22 protein-coding genes are annotated in these 19,956 nt (G+C 44.3%); 18 read left to right on the top strand and 4 right to left on the bottom strand.

Translation table 11 applies throughout. From position 1 onward, the window contains the following. Both CFE23_RS12655 and CFE23_RS12650 read right to left on the bottom strand, forming a co-directional pair. A partial coding sequence (locus CFE23_RS12655; RefSeq protein WP_291088569.1) for a response regulator occupies positions 1–337 on the bottom strand: 337 nt, incomplete at its 3' end. 34 nt (positions 338–371) lie between these two features. Next, the gene (locus tag CFE23_RS12650) at positions 372–509 is read right to left on the bottom strand and encodes a hypothetical protein (protein WP_291088567.1); all 138 of its coding nucleotides are present in this window, start codon (positions 507–509) and stop codon (positions 372–374) included. Between the two features lie 263 nt (positions 510–772). Between CFE23_RS12650 and CFE23_RS12645 the strand changes: the two genes are divergently transcribed. The 4 genes from CFE23_RS12645 (at position 773) to CFE23_RS12630 (ending at position 5,414) form a co-directional block, all read left to right on the top strand. Then, entirely contained in the window at positions 773–1,444 is a 672-nt protein-coding gene (locus CFE23_RS12645; RefSeq protein ID WP_291088565.1) for a BON domain-containing protein, read from the top strand. 258 nt (positions 1,445–1,702) lie between these two features. After that, a complete protein-coding gene (locus tag CFE23_RS12640; RefSeq protein ID WP_291088563.1) occupies positions 1,703–2,743 on the top strand; it encodes a pesticidal protein Cry7Aa in 1,041 nt (346 codons plus the stop codon). Continuing rightward, positions 2,740–5,088, top strand: a complete 2,349-nt coding sequence (locus CFE23_RS12635; RefSeq protein WP_291088561.1) for a glycosyltransferase — start codon at positions 2,740–2,742, stop codon at positions 5,086–5,088. The genes CFE23_RS12640 and CFE23_RS12635 overlap by 4 nt, the downstream gene beginning before the upstream one ends. After that, positions 5,085–5,414 carry a hypothetical protein gene (locus CFE23_RS12630; protein ID WP_291088559.1) on the top strand — a complete coding sequence of 110 codons (330 nt, stop codon included), beginning with the start codon at positions 5,085–5,087 and terminating at the stop codon, positions 5,412–5,414. Before CFE23_RS12635 ends, CFE23_RS12630 begins: the two co-directional genes overlap by 4 nt. 12 nt (positions 5,415–5,426) lie before the next feature. Here CFE23_RS12630 and CFE23_RS12625 read toward each other — a convergent pair whose 3' ends face one another. Continuing rightward, positions 5,427–6,032, bottom strand: coding sequence for a 2,3-bisphosphoglycerate-dependent phosphoglycerate mutase (locus CFE23_RS12625; RefSeq protein WP_291088557.1), 606 nt, complete (start codon positions 6,030–6,032; stop codon positions 5,427–5,429). 251 nt (positions 6,033–6,283) lie between these two features. Here CFE23_RS12625 and CFE23_RS12620 point away from each other — a divergent pair, with 251 nt between their 5' ends. The 14 genes from CFE23_RS12620 (at position 6,284) to CFE23_RS12555 (ending at position 18,557) form a co-directional block, all read left to right on the top strand. Beyond that, entirely contained in the window at positions 6,284–6,538 is a 255-nt protein-coding gene (locus CFE23_RS12620; protein ID WP_291088555.1) for a hypothetical protein, read from the top strand. An 89-nt stretch (positions 6,539–6,627) separates the two neighbouring features. After that, entirely contained in the window at positions 6,628–7,836 is a 1,209-nt protein-coding gene (locus tag CFE23_RS12615; protein ID WP_291088553.1) for an efflux RND transporter periplasmic adaptor subunit, read from the top strand. Continuing rightward, positions 7,836–8,588, top strand: coding sequence for an ABC transporter ATP-binding protein (locus tag CFE23_RS12610; RefSeq protein ID WP_291088551.1), 753 nt, complete (start codon positions 7,836–7,838; stop codon positions 8,586–8,588). Before CFE23_RS12615 ends, CFE23_RS12610 begins: the two co-directional genes overlap by 1 nt. Beyond that, positions 8,585–9,805, top strand: a complete 1,221-nt coding sequence (locus CFE23_RS12605) for an ABC transporter permease (RefSeq protein ID WP_291088549.1) — start codon at positions 8,585–8,587, stop codon at positions 9,803–9,805. Before CFE23_RS12610 ends, CFE23_RS12605 begins: the two co-directional genes overlap by 4 nt. Positions 9,806–10,049: 244 nt before the next feature. Next, a complete protein-coding gene (locus CFE23_RS12600) occupies positions 10,050–10,676 on the top strand; it encodes a nitroreductase family protein (RefSeq protein ID WP_291088547.1) in 627 nt (208 codons plus the stop codon). A 6-nt stretch (positions 10,677–10,682) separates the two neighbouring features. Further along, entirely contained in the window at positions 10,683–11,216 is a 534-nt protein-coding gene (locus CFE23_RS12595) for a hypothetical protein (protein WP_291088545.1), read from the top strand. A gap of 56 nt (positions 11,217–11,272) precedes the next feature. After that, positions 11,273–12,031 (top strand): ABC transporter permease, encoded by a 759-nt coding sequence (locus tag CFE23_RS12590; protein ID WP_291088543.1) that lies wholly within the window; start codon positions 11,273–11,275, stop codon positions 12,029–12,031. A gap of 2 nt (positions 12,032–12,033) precedes the next feature. Further along, a complete protein-coding gene (locus CFE23_RS12585; protein ID WP_291088541.1) occupies positions 12,034–12,768 on the top strand; it encodes an ATP-binding cassette domain-containing protein in 735 nt (244 codons plus the stop codon). Positions 12,769–12,792: 24 nt separating this feature from the next. Beyond that, positions 12,793–13,752, top strand: a complete 960-nt coding sequence (locus CFE23_RS12580) for an MlaD family protein (protein ID WP_291088539.1) — start codon at positions 12,793–12,795, stop codon at positions 13,750–13,752. Between the two features lie 194 nt (positions 13,753–13,946). Beyond that, positions 13,947–14,537, top strand: coding sequence for a YceI family protein (locus CFE23_RS12575; RefSeq protein WP_291088537.1), 591 nt, complete (start codon positions 13,947–13,949; stop codon positions 14,535–14,537). A gap of 105 nt (positions 14,538–14,642) precedes the next feature. Next, positions 14,643–14,804 (top strand): hypothetical protein, encoded by a 162-nt coding sequence (locus CFE23_RS12570; protein ID WP_291088535.1) that lies wholly within the window; start codon positions 14,643–14,645, stop codon positions 14,802–14,804. 37 nt (positions 14,805–14,841) lie between these two features. Beyond that, positions 14,842–15,153, top strand: a complete 312-nt coding sequence (locus tag CFE23_RS12565; protein WP_291088534.1) for a hypothetical protein — start codon at positions 14,842–14,844, stop codon at positions 15,151–15,153. Between the two features lie 20 nt (positions 15,154–15,173). Continuing rightward, entirely contained in the window at positions 15,174–16,004 is an 831-nt protein-coding gene (locus tag CFE23_RS12560) for a universal stress protein (protein WP_291088533.1), read from the top strand. Between the two features lie 45 nt (positions 16,005–16,049). Then, entirely contained in the window at positions 16,050–18,557 is a 2,508-nt protein-coding gene (locus CFE23_RS12555) for a cation-translocating P-type ATPase (RefSeq protein ID WP_291088531.1), read from the top strand. Positions 18,558–18,668: 111 nt separating this feature from the next. On the opposite strand, the gene CFE23_RS12550 is transcribed toward CFE23_RS12555, so the two are convergent. Beyond that, the gene (locus CFE23_RS12550) at positions 18,669–19,853 is read right to left on the bottom strand and encodes a glycosyltransferase (protein ID WP_291088530.1); all 1,185 of its coding nucleotides are present in this window, start codon (positions 19,851–19,853) and stop codon (positions 18,669–18,671) included. Between the last annotated feature and the right edge of the window lie 103 nt (positions 19,854–19,956).

Below are 19,956 nucleotides of genomic sequence, written 5' to 3'. Positions count from 1 at the left end.
TCAGCAATTCGAGCCTGCCAAAGGGTTTGGTAATATAGTCGTCGGCGCCCATTTCCATGCCCTTACGCAAGTCACCACGGTCAGATTTTGCGGTGATAAAAATAAACGGAATATTCGTGGTCTCCGGGTTTTTATTAAGCAGGTGCAATACGCCATATCCATCCAACTCCGGCATCATGATATCGCACAAAATCAGGTCTGGTATCGCTTTATTTGCCATGGTCACGCCTTGGGTTCCATTGACGGCAAACATCACGTCGTAACCGGCCAGTTCGAGTATTTCTATGATATTCTCCCTGATTCCTTCACTGTCTTCGATTACCAGTATTTTATCCATATTGCTCAAATGTTAACATTGTTCCGTCGGTTACTTACTGGTAAATTGCTCTGACATACATCAGGATAGTCTGGCGTGCTGCGATAATTTCGGCCGAAAATCCGATGCCACAAGCGTCTGCGATTCGCGTAAATGTAATTGTTGTTTTCACTTGAACGATTATGTAATTCATGGCATATGTTATGAATTTAAAGCATTGCATGTAGCTACGGAACGAAAAACTGTGGCTGTTAAATAATGTTCTTATAGCAATACTAACTAAAATGACAGACAAGCCCCGTGTCCCGGATAACAACATCTTACGAGTGTTTTATATCACGCTACCAAAGTGGACGCATCATTGTTATAAACAAATGACAACAGCATCTTTGCTACACTTTTAGCATCAGGTTCCTTAGCGTAAGTCGCCGATAGCTGGAGTTTAAACAATCCACAATGAAAACAAATGAAGATTTACAGAGAGACGTCCAGCAAGCCCTTAAATTTGAACCCCTTTTGCATGCCGCCGAAATTGGCGTGACGGCAAAGGACGGCGTGATTACGCTATCGGGTTCCGTTGACGGCTATTTCAAAAAGACCGAGGCTGAAAATGCCGCAAAAAATGTTACCGGTGTAAAAGCCGTGGTGGAAAACATCAAAATTGAATATCCGAATGGATTCTCAAAAAATGACAATGAAATTGCCGTCGAGGTGCTCAAAGCATTACAAGACAGTTGGACCGTACCCAATGACAAGGTAAAAGTAAAAGTTGAGAACGGCTGGGTAACACTCGATGGCGAATTGTCATGGGGCTACCAGAGAGATGCCGCAAAAAGTACCGTGAATTACCTGATGGGCGTAAAAGGTGTTACCTGCAACATCATGATTAAAGCTGAAGTTCACGACGCCGTAGAGGAAAAAGCAGTGGAACGTGCCCTGGCCCGCCATTCGTCTATTAATTCTGATGACATCACAGTAAAGGCTTCAGGTACAAAAATTACCTTAACAGGCAATGTTACCTCACTTTACCAAAAAGAACAGGCAGGAAGACTCGCATGGAATACCCCCGGCGTGTGGCATGTCGAAAACAATCTGGTAGTAGAATATGATTATTCGTTTGTAGATTAAATCAAACAAACCGGGAGGAATGAAGCTTCCCGGTTTGTTATTAACTGCTATACAGCCATGAAAACACTGCTTACGGTAATCGTGCTCCCGGCCTTAACGGCGGCCTTATTGATGAATAATTTCGGAAAAACGGCGGAAAAAATATACCGGAAAAATCCAAAGATATAAATAGCAATTGCTACACCATAAAGGAACTACAGCATATGGGTTTATTCAGCATAGGATGCCCCACAAATAATTTTGAAACCCCGATCGACAATGATAAAAGTCAAAAAAGAAGGCGTAATTATCGCAAAGACGGTATTGCCATTTGAAAATGAAGGCGTTCTGAATCCTGCAGCGATAAGGGAAGGGGATTTTGTCCATTTATTCTATCGTGCCGTCCGCACGGGCAACAACTCCAGTATTGGATATTGCAGGCTGAAAGGGCCTTTACAGATCGACCATCGCAATACGGAACCGCTGCTTGTGCCGGAATTCGACTACGAAAGCCACGGGATGGAAGATCCACGTATCGTAAAAATCGAAAACCTGTATTACCTCACTTATACCGGATTTGATGGCGTCAATGCCCTGGGATGTCTCGCCATTTCAACAGACCTGAATCATTTCGAAAAAAAAGGGATTATCGTTCCCCAAATCAGTTTTGCTGCCTTCGACCAGCTGGCAGAGAAGGAAAGCCCCATCAACGAGAAATACTTCCGCTACAACCAACACAATAGTGATCTGGAGAAAAATCCGGGGAAATCCCTGGTTTGGGATAAAAATGTCATTTTCTTTCCGAGGAAAATTGGCGGTAAATTCTATTTCCTACACCGCATCAGGCCCGAAATTCAGATTGTGGTTGGTGTGGAAAATTTAGAAGACCTTACTGCGGCATTTTATGAGGACTACCTGAGCCATTTCAACGACCATGTGGTGCTCACTTCGAGGTTCGATCATGAGATCAGCTACATCGGTGGTGGCTGCCCTCCTATCGAAACAGCACAGGGATGGCTGCATATTTACCATGGCGTCAAAGACGGACTCGAAGGATATGTCTATTCGGCCTGTGCGGTTTTGCTCGACCTCGAAAATCCACAGCACGAAATTGCGCGCCTGCCCTATCCGCTGTTCCAGCCGGAGATGACATGGGAGCTTAAAGGAGAAGTCAACAATGTATGCTTTCCAACCGGTGCGGTAGTTTTCGATGATACCTTATACATCTATTACGGCGCGGCGGACGAACGGACAGCCTGTGCTTCCGTTTCCTTTTCAGGCTTAATAACAGAATTACTGCTTTATAAGAACAACAAATGATACAACAAACACACCCGAATAGCAACATTAGAAACAACGGCTACAACCAGTATCGGTTTCCATTGCAGGAAAACAGTCCGTTACCTGAGATTTTATTCCTCACCACTTTTCCCCCAAGGGAATGCGGTATTGCAACCTATTCTGAAGATCTGATTTCGTCATTAAACAATAAATTCCAAAACAGCTTTCATATCACCATCGCTGCTTTGGAAACTACAGTTGACCGCTATACCTATGGCACCGAAGTACCGTTTACCCTCGAAACCGATAACCCCGATTCTTATACACGACTTGCCGAAAGCATCAACAAAAGCCAGCACATAAAAATGGTGTTGATCCAGCACGAATTTGGTTTGTTTAAATCCAATGAAGCAGATTTTGTCCACTTTCTGGAATCTGTCAACAAGCCGGTGATCGTCGTATTTCATACCGTCCTGCCAAACCCGGATGCCGTCCTGAAGCACCACGTGCAACAAATTGATGCTGCGACCGGGTCTTTTATCGTCATGACCCACTCTTCAAACAAATTGTTGACCCGGGATTATGGCATCGCGCCTGATAAGATTACCGTAATACCTCATGGAACACACCTGGTAAAATTTACCGATAAGGATGTCCTTAAGAAAAAACACCGGCTTTCGGGAAGGAAAGTCATCTCCACCTTCGGGCTGCTGAGTGCCGGGAAATCCATCGAAACCACTTTAGACGCTATGCCGGTCATCATAGACCAGCATCCTGACGTGATTTTTCTGGTCATTGGAAAAACACACCCTTCTGTTGTTAAAGAAGAAGGCGAAGCATACCGCAACAGCCTGGAGCACAAAGTCATGTTGCTGGGACTGCAGCAACATGTAAAGTTCATCAACGCTTATCTGCCTCTTGACGAATTACTCGAATACTTACAGCTTACCGACATTTATCTTTTTACCTCAAACGACCCAAACCAGGCGGTGAGCGGTACCTTTTCCTATGCGATTAGCTGCGGCTGTCCCGTGATCTCCACCCCTATTCCCCATGCGCTGGAACTATTGCAGGATGGTGGCGGCATTTTTATAGGCTTTGGAAATTCGATAGCGCTGGAAAAACAGGTCAATTTATTGCTGGATAACCCTGAGTGGTGCAAAGAAGTGGCCTTACGTGGTATTCATAAACTGGCGCCAACAGCATGGGAGAACACTGCCATCCTGCATGCCTTATTGTTTGAGTCGCTTCTCGGTAAAAAACTCAGCCTGAATTATAAAAACCCGCCCATTAACCTCAGCCATTTCAAAGCCCTTACGACACCATTGGGAATGATACAATTCTCGTTAATCAATCAACCCGACATTGAAAGTGGTTACACGCTCGACGACAATGCCCGCGCGTTAGTGGCCATGTGCCGGCACTTCGAGCTTACCGGTGATCGTGAAGACATCGCGTATATTGATCGCTATTTTCATTTCATTTGCTTTTGTCAACAAAAGGACGGAACGTTTTTAAACTATGTAAACGATGATAAAAAATTCACCGACCAAAACAGCGAAAACCTCGAAGATGCCAACGGCAGGGCCATCTGGGCGCTGGGCTACCTGATTTCGATGGGCGAATTGTTTCCGGAAACGATGATAGCGCAGGCAAAACTGACATTGCAGTCCGCTTTGCGCATCGTCACTGCAATGCATTCAACCAGGGCCATGGCCTTTGTAATAAAAGGGATTTATTACAGCAATAAAAAAGACGGAAGCTTTGAAAACAGGATATTGATAAAACGGCTTGCAGCACGGCTGGTCCAAATGTATCGGCACGAATCAAAAGCCGACTGGCAATGGTTTGAAAGCTACCTTACGTATGGAAACAGCATCCTGCCCGAAGCGATGCTTTGCGCCTATTTAGCCACAGGCGAAATGATTTATAAAGAAATCGCCAAAACATCATTTGATTTCCTGTTATCCAAGATATTTACGGATACCGGCATTAAAGTGATCTCGAATAAAGGCTGGCTGCACAACAATGCCGATGTCAAAATGGAAGTCGTTGGAGGGGAACAGCCTATTGATGTGGCGTACACCATTTTGGCATTGGCCAGCTTCTACGAGGCTTTCAGGAACAACGGGTATTTACAGCAAATGGAAAAAGCGTTTAGCTGGTTTCACGGAAACAACCATTTGCACCAGATCATTTACAACCCGTGTACCGGCGGCTGCTATGACGGCCTCGAAGAAGACCGTGTCAATCTGAATCAGGGCGCTGAATCTACTGTAAGCTACCTGCTGGCAAGGTTAACCATTGAAAAATATGCAGGACAGGAAAATCATCAAAAAAATAATGCCCGCAAGTTACACCGGGCTAAAACATACGCTTCATGAAAAATAAGAACACCATTATGAAAAATGAACATACCGTAGAGAAACAACTCGTTGATCTGCATTATCCACCGTCGGAAGATGCCTTTAACAAACTCGCCGAAGAATCGGAAATCGACCCGGAAGATGTCTCGCAAAATAAGCCGGATATCCGCATCAGCAATACGCAGTGGAATGAAAAGGATTTTAATCAGGATCAATCGGGTGCCGATTTAGATATCCCCGGCTCATCATCCGATGATGCCAATGAACTTGCCGGTAATGAAGACGAAGAAAATAACGGTTACAGCATTGCCGGCGATGACCACAATGACCTGGACGAAAATTAAACAGGATAGTGTTCATAAGTACTTTATGTCTATAATCTTAAGATCTGCATCCATCCGGTAAACCCTTGGCTGGCCGGTTGGGATGTTCACTTTTGAAATATCCTGCGGACTGATGTTTTCAAGATACATCATCAATGCCCTTAGGCTGTTCCCGTGTGCCACGATTAGTATGTTTTCTTCCAGCCTCAGTCGCGGTTCGATTTCAAGCTTATAATAAGGAACCGTTCTGGCATAGGTGGCTGCCAGACTTTCCCCATCCGGTGGGGCGGTGTCATAACTCCTGCGCCATATTTCAACTTGTTCCGGTCCGTATTTTGCAGCGGTCTCCCCTTTATCAAGTCCCTGCAGGCTCCCGTACATCCGTTCATTTAGCGCCGCATTGGCCACAACGGGAATTTCGGTCTCGCCAATCATTTCGAGAATAATCCGTAAACTTTCCCGGGCCCGGAGCAGCATTGAGGTGTAAGCCATGTCGAAACGAAAAGCTTTCAGTTTTTTTCCGGCCTGCCTGGCTTCCTCTTCACCTAATGCGGTAAGCCCAATATCCAAATTGCCCGTGAACCGGTTTTCCAGGTTATAGATCGATTGGCCGTGCCTGACTAGTATTAACAGTGACATAAGATAAACGATCTATTTCTTCAAAGGTATGGCTCGCAACGCCGTCAGCCAATGACACGCGTCCGCAGCTGTAGTGACAGGCATCACCCTATTGCGGAAGCAATCACAAAAGGCACACCAAGTGTTGCACATCATTATTTCAACGGTTTCCAATCACCTGAAAATGGCCAGTGTTATCGCAGCTTTGTATCGCCGATACTTTGGGCTTCGATCGAAGTAACGACTTAATAATTTTAACACAGACACAGATTATGAAATCAAAATCGAAAAAAATGGTCGCTGCGTTGACAACGGCACTTAATGAAGCCGCTTTGGTAAAATCAGGCGGGAAAAAGATTGTCAAACGAATTAACGATACGGCAAAGAAGATCGTCCGTAAAATAAACAAGAGAATTGACACTGCCACGGAGCATATTCCCAAAAAAGTACTTGCAAAAGAGCAAAAGCAAGCGATAAAAATTCAAAAGAAATTAGCTGTTGCTATTCCCGCCAGGGAAACGACATAATACAATTTTCAGATTGACTGTATTGGAGCCACACCGGCAAGAATTTTGGCTGGGACCATTCCAATTGCAATGTGTAACAAATTTTTACGATGAAAAAGTGGATTGTCATTTTGATTGCCTTGTTGGCCGCCGCCGCGATAGCGTATTTTTACTTCCGCAATAAGAAAGTGGCAGTAGAAACATTTGATGTCGCCAAAGCCGAATATGGTTATATTGCCAAAAGTATTACCGCAACAGGAACCATTCAGCCGGTTGATACTGTTGCCGTGGGCGCACAAGTTTCCGGGGTTATTAAAAGAATTTATGCCGATTTTAATTCGCAGGTCAAAAAGGGACAACTGATTGCTGCCATTGATCCATCGATAATATTAGCTCAAAAAGAACAGTCCGTTGCAAACCTTGCCAATGCGTTAAGCAATTCCAAATTCCAGCAAAGCACTTATGAACGCCAGCGGAAATTGTTTGCGTTGGGTGTTGTGAGCCAGGCCGATTACCAGCTTGCCCAAAATAACTATAACGTGGCCAAAGCGGCACTGGATAACGCAAGGGCACAGTTGAGGATTACGACTAAAAACCTCTCGTATACCAACATCTATTCCCCAATTGATGGCATGGTCCTAAACCGCGCGGTAAGTGAAGGGCAGACCATTGCCTCGAGTTTTAATGCGCCTACGTTGTTTGTCATCGCCAAAGACCTGACCAAAATGCAGGTTCGCGCTGCGGTAGACGAAGCTGATATTGGCGATGTGAAATCCGGGCAAAATGTTAGCTTCACTGTCGATGCGTTTCCTGATGAGATTTTTAAGGGCAGCGTGCAGCAAATTTTATTGCATGCTAGGGTCAATGCCAATGTGGTAACCTATACTACCTTAATCAATGTCGACAATACCAGTCTGAAACTCAAACCCGGAATGACCGCCAGCATCAGCATTTATACAAAAGAAGACAGCAAAGCCTTACTGATTCCGGCTAAAGCACTGGCATTCAAACCGGACAGCACCGCTTTAAAACAGTTTGTGATCATACACGCTAAAACCAAAATAAATTCCAAACCGAAAAACCCTGAAGCCATCGCGGCGAACGCCTGGATCAAGTCGGGGGATACGTTGTTTGAAAAACCCATCACTACTACCATGACTGATGATATCAATGTCAATATCACGGGGGGATTGAAAGAGGGCGAGGAAGTGATCACGAATCTCAGCAGCTCGGATAAAAAATCAACAAAAACACCAGCCAAGACGAGTCCCTTTATGCCGAAAATGGGCAACAGGAAAGCTTCAAAACCTGCCAAGTAATGAGTGCAATAGTCGAAATACAAAATCTAAAACGGGAATTCACGGTGGGAAACCAAAAAGTGAAGGCTCTTGACAACGTAAGCTTCACGATTAATTCCGGCGAATTCATTACGATTATGGGTGCGAGCGGTTCCGGAAAAACAACGTTGCTGAACATTCTGGGCTGCCTCGAAAAACCCACAATGGGCACTTACCTGCTCGACGGTGTGAATGTCAGCGGACTCTCCAAAAATGAACTGGCGGGGCTACGCAATTCCAAACTCGGTTTTGTATTTCAATCCTACAACCTGCTGGCAAGAACTTCGGCTATAGAAAACGTAGAACTCCCCCTACTCTACAATAATAAATATACCGCATCGCAGCGTAAGGAGAAATACCTTAAGGCACTCGAGGCGGTGAAGTTATCTGACAGGGCCTACCATTTACCCGGCCAATTGTCTGGAGGTCAGCAACAGCGCGTTGCTATCGCCAGGGCATTGGTTAACGATCCTGTTATGATCCTGGCAGACGAAGCAACCGGAAACCTGGATTCCAGAACTTCTTATGAGATTATGATGCTCATTCAGGATTTAAACGACCTGGGAAAAACGATTGTTTTTGTCACACACGAGCCGGATATCGCCACCTTCAGTAAACGGACAATTACTTTGAGGGACGGTAGGATTTTAAAAGATGTAACAAACCCAAATGTCGTCCGCGCCAAAGAAGTCCTCGCAAAACTGCCCGCTGTTAACGTCATCGTAGACCCATGAAAATCACCAATCTTCTAAACATTGCCTGGCGGTCCATCAGCCGGAACAAACTACGCACCTTCCTTACCATGTTGGGCATCATCATTGGCGTTGCGGCTGTAATTGCGATGATTGCTATTGGCGAAGGCTCTAAACAAAGTATAGAGGGACAGATTACGGGAATGGGCAGCAATATGGTGATGATTATACCGACAAGCAATACCAACGGCGGCACCAGGATGGATAACAACAGCGTGCAATCGCTAAATGAATCTGATGTTATTGCCTTGAAAAAGAGTCCACACTACATCAATGCGGTATCGCCGGTTGTCGCTATGAAAGGGCAGGTCGTGAATGGGTCGTACAATTGGAGCACTACCATTCAGGGTGTGCACCCCGATTTTCTATTCATCAGAAACTGGCCACTCCAGGAAGGGATCGCGTTCACCGATAAAGATGTGAGGTCCGCTTCTAAACTATGCCTGATCGGGTTAACGGTTGCAGCTAATCTGTTCCCCAATGGCGGCGTTATCGTTGGGAAAAGCATTCGCTTTAAAAAAATACCTTTTAAGATCATAGGCATCCTAAGCAGGAAAGGGCAAAATTCATTCGGGCAGGACCAGGATGATGTCATCATCACGCCGGTAACAACGGTGCAGAAGCGAATTTTGGCAACGACCTATTATCAGTCCATCTATGCTGCGGCAATTGAAGAAAAATCTTCGGACAGCGCTTCCGCAGAAGTAGAAAAAGTACTTCGGAAAAACCACAGGTTAAGGGAGAACGATGACAATGACTTTACGGTACGCACCCAGTCTGAACTGGTCAATATGCTTACCTCAACCAGCAGCATCTTAACCATCCTGCTCACCGTTATCGCCGGAATATCATTGGTCGTTGGCGGAATTGGCATCATGAATATCATGTATGTTTCTGTGACAGAACGCACTAAAGAAATTGGCTTGCGGATGGCCATTGGTGCACGCGGCCTGGACATTTTAATTCAGTTCCTGATTGAGGCCATATTGATAAGCATCACGGGCGGTATCATTGGTGTGATCATCGGGATTTCGGCTACGAAAGCCGTTTCATTTTTTATGGAATGGCCTACGCTGATATCCGCTTCCTCCATTTATGTTTCGTTTTTGGTTTGTTTCGTTACAGGGGTGTTCTTTGGCTACTATCCTGCACTGAAAGCTTCTAAACTGGACCCGATTGAGGCGCTGCGGTATGAATAAACCGCAACGCATAAACCTTTGAAAATGATGTGTTAAAGTAAAACGAGTGCGCTTCATCACCGCTAAGGCAGTTCGAAATCATTGTCAGGCCATTGGCGCATTACCATCTTTGTTCCTGCAAACAGCACCCTCATAAGGCGACATCCAGAACACTTCGACTAGAAGCACTGGAACCTTTAAAAAATCAATTGCCGGTGGCCAAAATACCTTTGGTATGTACGCTCCGATATAAAAACAGAACCAAATGTCAATCACAGCAGCACTTCAATGGCGGTACGCCGCAAAGAGAATGAACGGAACAAAGATTCCGGAAAGTAAAATGGATGTTATTCTTGATGCCATAGCACTGGCGCCTTCCTCTTTTGGGTTACAGCCCTACAGTGTGCTTATTGTTGAAAACAAGGAATTGCTTGAAAAAATAAAACCGATCGCTTACAGCCAGCCACAAATTACAGAAGCATCGGCGTTGGTGGTTTTTGCGGCATGGGACAAGCTGACAAAGGAACGGATTAGCATCTATGTAAATCAAATCGCGCAGGAAAGGGGTATCGCCCTGGAAACCCTGGCTCCGGTGAGGGAACAACTGGAATCGCAGCTCGCCAATAGTGATGCCGATAACTTCAACTGGCATGCAAAACAAACCTATATCGCGTTAGCCATCGGACTGGTTGCTGCCGCTGAACAAAAAGTAGACAGCACCCCCATGGAAGGATTTAATTCGCTGTTGCTCGACGATCTATTGCAGTTGCAGGAAAGAGGATTGCGAAGCACGGTGATCATGGCCCTTGGCTACAGGGATGTCAAAAATGACTATCTGGTCAACCTGAAAAAGATCAGGAGGCCAAAAGACGCGCTGTTCATACACCTTTAAAAACCTGTGGAATCAAATGTAAAAGCAGAAGACCTTCGGCATCTCGAATTCCTCGCGCTGAACTCAAAAGAGATTGTTGAAAAGCAGGTAGATTCGTACCGGCAACAACATTCTTATGCCGGCACGATAATAGGTTTCACCGTGTTGTTCATCCCATTTTTCCTGAACAGCATTGATGGCTCAAATGAAACAATACAATTGATCACTATCGTCCCGATTGTATTGTTTATCAGTTCCATCCTATTAATGTTAAGCATTTTTAGGGGAAAGCCTTTGGATCAAGCTTTGTCAACTGAAAAATTCGATACGTTGATGATTAAAACCTACAAAGAAATTCTGGTGTATGAAATTGGCGCAAATACCGTTTCCTACACCAGGAATAATGCCGTAACACGTAAAGGGAACAAGCGTTATACATTAGGCGTTGGACTAACCACTATTGCAATCCTTATAGCCATTGTATTGCTTCTGATCAGTTCTTTTATGGCAATTGAAAAAGGCCCGACAAAGGTCCAGGTCGTCAGTCCAACCGCCAGGTAAAAAGCAAACGAATATCCCATTATGCAATATCCATCATCACTTTAAGCACTAGGTAAATGCGTGCATACATAAAAAATATTTTCGACGAAGCCGGCAAGCTGTCCTTATTTACAGGAAGGTTTTTCCGTGAGATTGCCCAACGGCCTTTCCAGATCAATGAGTTCATTCGCCAGTGCTACGCCATTGGCGTGAAAACATTGCCCTTGGTATCGATAACAGGATTTATTATGGGATTGGTGCTTACGATTCAGTCCCGCCCCACGATGTCTAAATTCGGTGCGGAATCCTGGTTGCCGAGTATGGTGTCTTTATCCTTAATCCGGGAGATTGCACCGGTGATCACGGCCTTAATCTGCGCCGGGAAAATTGCTTCAGGAATCGGAGCCGAACTGGGTTCGATGAAGGTGTCGGAACAGATTGATGCCATGGAAGTCTCGGCCATAAACCCATACAAATACCTGGTGGTGACGCGTATTTTAGCCACAACCATCATGGTGCCTATATTGGTTTTTTATGCTGATGTGATTGGGATTTTTGGCGGATACGTTGGCTATAACGTACATGGAAGCCTTGGAATATTCCGCTATTTCTCTGAAGTAATCGAACACCTTGATTTCCTTGACCTGCTCCCCGCCACCTTAAAAACCTTCTTTTTCGGATTTTTTATTGGACTGATCGGCTGTTACAAGGGATTCAATGCTGCAAGTGGTACTGCCAGTGTTGGCCTGGCAGCAAATTCGGCTGTCGTAACCGCTTCGCTTTCCATTTTCATCATCGATATGCTCGCCGTGCAGATAACCGATTTATTCTTCTAAAGATGAAAGACGAACCGATTATTGAAATCAAAAACCTGCACAAATCGTTTGGAAAGAACAAAGTGTTACGCGGCATCAACCTGACGGTGGAAAAAGGTGAAGATCTGGTCATACTGGGACGTTCAGGTTCCGGGAAATCCGTCACGATCAAGTGCCTTGTCGGATTAATGGAATCGGATAAAGGGCAAATGAAGGTTTTTGGTACCGACATCACAAAGCTAAATTACAAGCAGCTCAACGCCATAAGGCTCCGCATCGGCTTTATGTTCCAAAGCGGCGCATTGTACGACTCCATGTCTGTCAGGGACAACCTGGCTTTTACGCTAAAGCACCACACGCCGCATTTATCGGATGATGAAGTGGAAAAACAGATTGTCGAAGCACTGGACAGCGTGGGTTTATCCGACGCCATCGACCAAATGCCTTCCGAACTGTCAGGCGGAATGATAAAACGAATCGGCCTCGCACGAACCTTAATCATCAACCCTGAAATCATTTTGTACGATGAACCCACCGCCGGACTGGACACGATCACAGCCCGGGAAATAAGCGAGCTGATACTTTCAGTACAAAAAAAATACAAGACCACATCCATCATCATCACGCACGACATCGCCTGCGCAAAGATGACAGGCAACCGCATCATGATCTTAAAAGACGGCGTCATTAATGCGGAAGGCACCTATTTAGAATTGGAAAATAGTCAGGATGAGTGGGTGCGCTCGTTCTTTATTTAAAATCGAAAGCAACAACATACTATCATGAAGAAGAAAAGTTCAAATTATACCTGGAAATTGGGAATGTTCGTCATCATGGGATTGGCAGCATTCTTTATTACCATCTATTTTATCGGGAAAAGCCAAAATCTCTTCGGATCGACATTTTACCTGAAATCGCAGTTTAAAAATGTAAGCGGCCTGAAAGTGGGCAACAATGTGCTTTTGTCCGGCATCGACATTGGTACTGTAAAAGACATCCAATTTGTATCGGACTCTGCGGTAGTCGTCGGCATGACGATCAGGAGCGAAATTCAGCAATACATCAAATCGGATGCGATGACGAGCATCGGCTCAGACGGATTAATGGGCGATAAGGTCGTGACCATTTCTCCGGGGTCTGCATCTGATAAAATGATCCAGGACCATGCAACGATTGCCTCAGTTGAAGCCATCGAAATCCAAGACTTGATGTCGGGACTGAAAAAAAGTGTTGACAATGCGGAGATCATCACCAAACAGCTTTCTGAGTTCAGCTACAAGATCAACAACGGAAAAGGCGCACTCTCAAAAGTACTTACCGACGCGGAGTTTGCGAAAAGCATCGATAAAACGATGACCAACCTGGAAACGGGAACCGATGAATTTGTAGCCTTTACCAAAAAACTGAATGATAAAAACGGTACCTTTTCCAAACTGATGACCGACCCGTCCTATGCCAACAGCATTAAAAAAACGCTGTCCGGATTTGAAAAAAGCGCCGCCGATATCAACGTCTTCACCGCCAGCCTCAACAATGGAAAGGGCATTGTTTCCAGACTGTTCACCGATGAAACATGGGCAACTTCCCTCGATTCTACAATGATAAACCTGCAAACCGGCACAAAGAAACTCAACGAACTTGAAGAAGCGGCCAAACACAACTTCCTTTTAAGAGGCTATTTCAGAAAGCAGGAAAAAGCAAAAGCCAAAAAGAAAGCCGAACTCGGGAAAGCAAACCGGTAATGGCTACCAATCCGTTTTTTGTTTGCTAAATCCAGAAAGCAAAATTTCGTAACGACCGTCACTTTTTAACGGGTACAGCATCATTTCAGGTATTAAGGCAATGTCCGATCTTTACAGGACAAACCCCTTCAAATCCGGACAAAAGTGATATTGTTCAACTTGATTTCATTCCATTAACCGCTAATCCCTGCATTTTGAAAAACATTCCCTTTTTAGGCATTTTGCTTGTCTTTTATGTATTAACCGGCGCTACTTCAAATGCCCAGACCCACTTTTCAATTGAAGAAAGTTCCGATAATTGTATCGAAATCTCTGGCACCTCGACTTTCCACGATTGGACTATGGAAACAAAATCACTTTCTGGCCAGGCACAATTTAACCTGCTGCCGGGAACTGACATTACAGGGCTTACGATGTTGGAATTGTCTATCCCTGCAAAAAGCTTAAAAAGCAATAACCGCGCGCTGAATAAAAACGCCTGGAAAGCACTGAAAACAGATCGGTTTAAATCGATTGCTTACAAATTAGTTTCCGCTAAAATAACGGGTCAGGAAAACTACAGGACGATCATCACTACCATCGGAAAGCTCACGATAGCGGGTGTTACAAAGGAAGTCACGATTGACATTCATTGTATGGCTAACAAAGGAGGCAGCATTACCTGTACGGCAAATTACAGCTTTAACATGTCAGATTACGCCATTGATCCGCCCTATTTCATGAAGAAGCTGATGCGTACCGGTGACAAGGTAGCACTGGATATTTCGATGCGGTTTGAACGTTGACACTAAATCACAATATTTCAGAATATTAGGCTGATTTTATACGGGTTATGGTTTTTATGAACTACCTTTAAAAGACATAAAATATTTAAACCTAAGGCTATGGAAATGAACTGGATTATTTTGATGATTTTGGGCATCGCGGCCATCGCCCTGATCATTTTCCTGATGAGACAAAATCAGAAGGATAAAAAAGTCATGGAAAAAGAAATGAACTACTTTGAAAAACCAGATGAACAGGAGGCAAACGATAAGGATGATGGTTTGTAATATTTCTAAAATAAAGGGTCTGCAGAAAAATTAAATTATGGAAAAGGTAAACATGGACAGTCTGGTTACGATATTGGCCGAAGTAGAAAAAATGGGCTTCCGCTCCCAATTCGAAATAAATGGCAGAAATCTGGTCTCATTAAAAACAGGCAGCCATTTTGTTCCGGAGGAAATTACGATTGTGCACTTCTACCGTTTTGAAGGAGAATCGAATCCTGATGACAGCGCCATCATGTATGCCATTGAAACCTGTGATCAGGAAAAAGGTACGCTGGTGGATGGATACGGTACTGCCGCAGACCCTGAAACTGCTGCATTTATGCTTAAAGTAAAGGACGTCCATAAATAAAATGAACCGCCATTAATCCCATGAAAAAAATACTCGTTACAACAGATTTTTCCACCCACTCCAAAACAGGGATTCGTTTTGCCATACAACTGGCCACGCAGGCTCCCTGTGAACTTATTTTCTATCACGCCAATGCAAAAACGCCCATCAATGCATGGACAGATGACAATTACAATGATCTAAAGGATACCGAAAACGCCATGCTGAAAAACAAGCTTTGGAAGTTCGTCATGGCCATTTACAAGCAAGCCGGACATTCCGCCGGAAAAGTAGATTGGATGATTGATAACGGTACGGAAGTGGACACTGCAATCATCGAATACGCACAGAAAATACATGCCGATTTTATCTGTATGGGCACACGTGGCGGCGGGACAATAAGTAAACTCCTGGGCACGAATGCTTCAAAACTGATGACCAGCTCCCCCGTACCGGTTATGGTCGTGCCGTACACGTATCGCACTAAACTGATGGAAAACATACTGTATGCTTCAGACATGCAGAATATTGGGATTGAACTCCGGGCCGTACTGCAATTTGCCGGGCCGTTTAAAGCAAAAATTGGGGTGTACCATTATGATTATTTACTGGACTATGCGGAGGAGAAGTCCAAATTAAATCAGGTTGCCATAAGGCATCATTTCGAAAATGTCGTGTTTAATTTCAGGAAACTGAATGCCGAACGCTCTTTGCTGGCGCACCTGCAAACAGACATTAAGAAATCAAATCCTTCGCTGATCGTGATGTTTACGAAACAGGACCGCAACTGGTTTGAACGCCTGTTTCTGTCCAGCAAAACCGCAGCCTTGGGTTTTGACACCAAAACACCGATGCTGGTTTTCAGGAAGTAATGCAAGGGATGCAAGTGCTGTCTACCACGAACCCATAAAACAAATATGCCAGAAAATAAATTCAATACAAATGGACTAACGGATGCTGAGGTCCTTATCGCACGGGAGAAACATGGCTTGAATGTGTCTACCTACAAAAAAATCAACAGGTTCCTCAGGGCACTGATCGGAATGGTGAAAGAACCCATGATGATCCTGTTATTGGCAGCATCAACCATTTATTTTATCAGTGGAAAAACATCAGACGGTATTTTCCTGGTATCGGCAATTGTGTTGATTTCACTCATTTCGTTATTCCAAAATGCCAGGAGCCACAACGCACTCGAGCAATTAAAAGACATTATAAAACCCAAATGCAAAGTTGTCCGGAACGGGATTGCAGTCGAAATCAAAACCGAAGAAATTGTTATTGGCGACAGCCTGATGGTGGAAGAAGGCACTTTTATTTCCGCAGATGGCGTGATCATGCATTCGAACGATTTTTCAGTCAATGAATCCATCCTGACGTGCGAATCGATGGCCGTCAGTAAAGACAAAACGACTGAGGACAATAAAATCTACCAAGGTACCACAGCAGTTGGCGGTCTGGCCATCGCAACCGTTTTTGCCATAGGCAGCGATACCAAATTGGGAAAAATCGGGAAAAGTCTTGAAGCCATCACCGATGAAAAGACGCCACTGGAGGTGCAGATTGGCAATTTTGTAAAGAAAATGGCAGTCGCCGGCGCGTTGGTTTTTCTGGTGGTCTGGGCGATCAATTACTTTCATTCCTATAACTTATACGACAGCCTGCTCAAAGCGTTAACGCTCGCGATGAGCATCCTGCCGGAGGAAATTCCGATCGCCTTCACGACTTTTATGGCGATTGGTGCCTGGCGGATGATGAAGGAAGGCATCGTCGTGAAGCAGATGAAGACCGTTGAAACACTGGGCAGTGCTACGGTTATTTGTGTTGATAAAACAGGGACTATCACAGAAAACAAAATGAGCCTGGCTAAAATTTTTAGTTTAACATCTGGGGAAATCAGCAGTTTAGACGCGTTATCAGCCGATGAAAAACACCTCATTACGATGGCCATGTGGGCAAGCGAACCCATTCCGTTTGACCCGATGGAAGTCGCCTTGCACGAAGCCTATTCGGCAATTTCAAAAGAAGACCAACGCCCCGATTTCCAGATGGTGCATGAATATCCGCTGTCAGGAAAGCCGCCCATGATGACGCACATTTTCGAGGACCAATCCGGAAGCAGGATTATTGCTGCCAAAGGTGCGGCGGAATCCATCATGGCTTCAGCTGCACTCACTGCTGATGAAACGAAATCGGTATTACAAGCCATCAAGGATTTTTCAGCCGACGGATATCGGATTCTGGCCGTTGCTGAAAGCCGTTTCGCCACCAAAAACTACCCGAAAACACAACAGGAATTGCCCTTTGAATTTATTGGGCTATTGGCATTTTATGACCCGCCAAAAAAGAACATTGCATCCGTGTTGGAGCATTTTTACAAAGCGGGGATCAAAGTAAAAATCATCACCGGAGACAATGCCGAAACCACTGCAGCCATTGCGAAGCAAATCGGGTTTGCCGGCTACGAAAAAAGCATTTCGGGGGATGCATTGATGCAACTTTCGGACAAAGCATTACAAGTCCGCGTTGCCGACACCAGTTTGTTTACCAGGATGTTTCCCGAAGCAAAACTCAAAATCATCAATGCGTTAAAAGCCAATAATGAAATCGTCGCCATGACCGGTGACGGTGTAAATGATGGGCCGGCTTTAAAATCAGCGCATATTGGCATTGCCATGGGTAAAAAGGGGACGGAAATAGCCAAACAGGCCGCCTCTTTAATTTTGATCAACGATGACCTTTCTAAAATGGTGGATGCGATTGGAATGGGTAGAAAAATTTATGCCAACCTCAAAAAAGCCATTCAGTTTATCATTTCCATCCACATCCCGATTATCCTGACCGTGTTCATTCCGCTGGCCCTGGGCTGGATTTATCCCAATATCTTCTCGCCAATCCACATTATCTTTTTAGAGCTGATTATGGGTCCGACGTGTTCTGTCGTTTATGAAAACGAACCGATGGAACAAAATACGATGTCGCAAAAACCCAGGCCCTTTACAACCACATTTTTCAATTGGAAAGAACTTTCAACGAGTATCATTCAAGGTTTGGTGATGACCGTTGGAACCTTATTCGTGTATCAGTTTTGTGTGTACCAGGAATATAATGAGTCGCTTACGAGAACGATGGTCTTCCTGACACTGATCAGTGCCAATGTGTTTCTAACCTTCGAAAACCGTTCCTTTTACTACTCCATCATCACGACTATAAAGTACAAAAACAATTTGGTGTTCCTTATTGCGGCCATCACTATCGCGATTACTGCGTTGATGCTGTATGTCAAACCGCTTACCGACTTTTTTGCATTGGAACACCTGAGTATCCGGCAGGCTGCCCTGTCAATTGGGATTGGCTGCATTTCGGTACTGTGGTTTGAACTGGTCAAAATTGGGAAGCGGAATATACAACCAGCTAATCCTTAACAACGTGCGATTGCGAAATTTGAAAATTTGACGAACGGAGTTATACCGGTCTGACATTTTTTTTGTGCTGTTCCACAATTGAATTTGACCATGTTCGGTATAAAGCATCGGCTATCTGTAATGCAATGCAATCTGCCCGATTTGCCCTACGATTTTAAAAGAGTCCTTGAAAGACAATTTCGAACCATCCATATGCACCCAACGGTTTAAAGGCTTTTCGCAAATGAGTTGTTTTGCTTTGTCGCTTCCGTAAACTTTCTTCATCCTCATAAAAATCTCGACATCAAAAAGCCATTTGGTCAAAAATTTCTTTTGGAAAGTCTTTTCGACAATTTCTTTGGTCATGATTTTTGCACCGCATTGTGTATCCTTGAAATCCATACCCAACGTCTTTCTGATAATGTAGTTGATGGTCATGCTGATGATTTTACGGGCCGATTCTTTGGCAATGTCAGCACCCATTCGATTAATACGGGAGCCACTCACAATTTTATAGTCGGAATGGCGGATGGTCTGCACCAAATCATCAAAATCATCGAAATTTGTGGACAGGTCCGCATCAAGGAAACCAATGTAATCGAACTGATTTTGTTTTGCCAGATGCAGCATTCCCAAACGCACAGCTTCTGCCTTTCCTCCATTTTTCTCGCAATTGTAGATGCTGATGCGGTCTTCGTTTCCTTTTCGCATTTCCTGCAAAACAGCGAGTGTATTGTCTTTACTGCCGTCGTTTACAAAACAAAGGTGATAGCCTAGATTCTTATGGATAAAAGCCTTAAATTCATCACTCAGCAATCTCGTTTCTTCATTATAACAAGGTATTACAACGCCAGTGCAAGTGCTTTGTATGCTTCTGTTCCTATTCATCTTCATAGTAGAAATTGAATCTCCGGGGCCAATAAGCCTACTCACGCGAACGGCAATTTCGCCTAAGCTAAGTGGCTTTTTCATGTAATCAGCCGCACCGAGTTCGAATCCTTTTACGATAATATCCTCGTCATTGTTTCCTGACAGAATCATCACGGGCGTATCGTGTTTTTTTATTTTCTTGATGTATTTAACTATTTCCAGTCCCGAGGCTTTGTCGTTGATATGTGTGGTATCATTTTGCTGTTTTCCCGTAGCCAATACCGGCATGTTAATGTCTGCAATGACCAGGTTAGGTTCAAATAAATCATATTTCTTAATGGCATCAAAAACATTGTTTGCACTCACTACATTATACCCCAGGTCATTCAGACATTTGCTTAGGGAAAGTAATACTAATTCCTGATCGTCAACGATTAAAATATTCATGATTTTTATTTTTTGCGATTAATTTCATGACAAATATAGATTGACTTTAAACCCTGAATTGTCGATTTTAGACTAACGGATACGTTTGTGTCGACGAATGGAA

Origin of the sequence: Flavobacterium sp. BFFFF1 (assembly GCF_002256285.1) — a bacterium.
Taxonomy (GTDB): Bacteria; Bacteroidota; Bacteroidia; order Flavobacteriales; family Flavobacteriaceae; genus Flavobacterium.
Note: the sequence above shows the minus strand (reverse complement) of the source record. Positions and strands in the feature narration are given on the sequence as shown.

What these genes read in the sequence shown, in the direction of transcription:
- CFE23_RS12605 (WP_291088549.1), top strand. Translation starts at nt 8,585, where the DNA reads ATGAAAATCACCAATCTTCTAAACATTGCCTGGCGGTCCATCAGCCGG.
- CFE23_RS12600 (WP_291088547.1), top strand. Translation starts at nt 10,050, where the DNA reads ATGTCAATCACAGCAGCACTTCAATGGCGGTACGCCGCAAAGAGAATG.
- CFE23_RS12550 (WP_291088530.1), bottom strand. Translation starts at nt 19,853, where the DNA reads ATGAATATTTTAATCGTTGACGATCAGGAATTAGTATTACTTTCCCTA.
- CFE23_RS12590 (WP_291088543.1), top strand. Translation starts at nt 11,273, where the DNA reads ATGCGTGCATACATAAAAAATATTTTCGACGAAGCCGGCAAGCTGTCC.
- CFE23_RS12555 (WP_291088531.1), top strand. Translation starts at nt 16,050, where the DNA reads ATGCCAGAAAATAAATTCAATACAAATGGACTAACGGATGCTGAGGTC.
- CFE23_RS12580 (WP_291088539.1), top strand. Translation starts at nt 12,793, where the DNA reads ATGAAGAAGAAAAGTTCAAATTATACCTGGAAATTGGGAATGTTCGTC.
- CFE23_RS12565 (WP_291088534.1), top strand. Translation starts at nt 14,842, where the DNA reads ATGGAAAAGGTAAACATGGACAGTCTGGTTACGATATTGGCCGAAGTA.
- CFE23_RS12585 (WP_291088541.1), top strand. Translation starts at nt 12,034, where the DNA reads ATGAAAGACGAACCGATTATTGAAATCAAAAACCTGCACAAATCGTTT.
- CFE23_RS12625 (WP_291088557.1), bottom strand. Translation starts at nt 6,032, where the DNA reads ATGTCACTGTTAATACTAGTCAGGCACGGCCAATCGATCTATAACCTG.
- CFE23_RS12610 (WP_291088551.1), top strand. Translation starts at nt 7,836, where the DNA reads ATGAGTGCAATAGTCGAAATACAAAATCTAAAACGGGAATTCACGGTG.
- CFE23_RS12570 (WP_291088535.1), top strand. Translation starts at nt 14,643, where the DNA reads ATGAACTGGATTATTTTGATGATTTTGGGCATCGCGGCCATCGCCCTG.
- CFE23_RS12650 (WP_291088567.1), bottom strand. Translation starts at nt 509, where the DNA reads ATGAATTACATAATCGTTCAAGTGAAAACAACAATTACATTTACGCGA.
- CFE23_RS12630 (WP_291088559.1), top strand. Translation starts at nt 5,085, where the DNA reads ATGAAAAATAAGAACACCATTATGAAAAATGAACATACCGTAGAGAAA.
- CFE23_RS12620 (WP_291088555.1), top strand. Translation starts at nt 6,284, where the DNA reads ATGAAATCAAAATCGAAAAAAATGGTCGCTGCGTTGACAACGGCACTT.
- CFE23_RS12640 (WP_291088563.1), top strand. Translation starts at nt 1,703, where the DNA reads ATGATAAAAGTCAAAAAAGAAGGCGTAATTATCGCAAAGACGGTATTG.
- CFE23_RS12560 (WP_291088533.1), top strand. Translation starts at nt 15,174, where the DNA reads ATGAAAAAAATACTCGTTACAACAGATTTTTCCACCCACTCCAAAACA.
- CFE23_RS12635 (WP_291088561.1), top strand. Translation starts at nt 2,740, where the DNA reads ATGATACAACAAACACACCCGAATAGCAACATTAGAAACAACGGCTAC.
- CFE23_RS12645 (WP_291088565.1), top strand. Translation starts at nt 773, where the DNA reads ATGAAAACAAATGAAGATTTACAGAGAGACGTCCAGCAAGCCCTTAAA.
- CFE23_RS12615 (WP_291088553.1), top strand. Translation starts at nt 6,628, where the DNA reads ATGAAAAAGTGGATTGTCATTTTGATTGCCTTGTTGGCCGCCGCCGCG.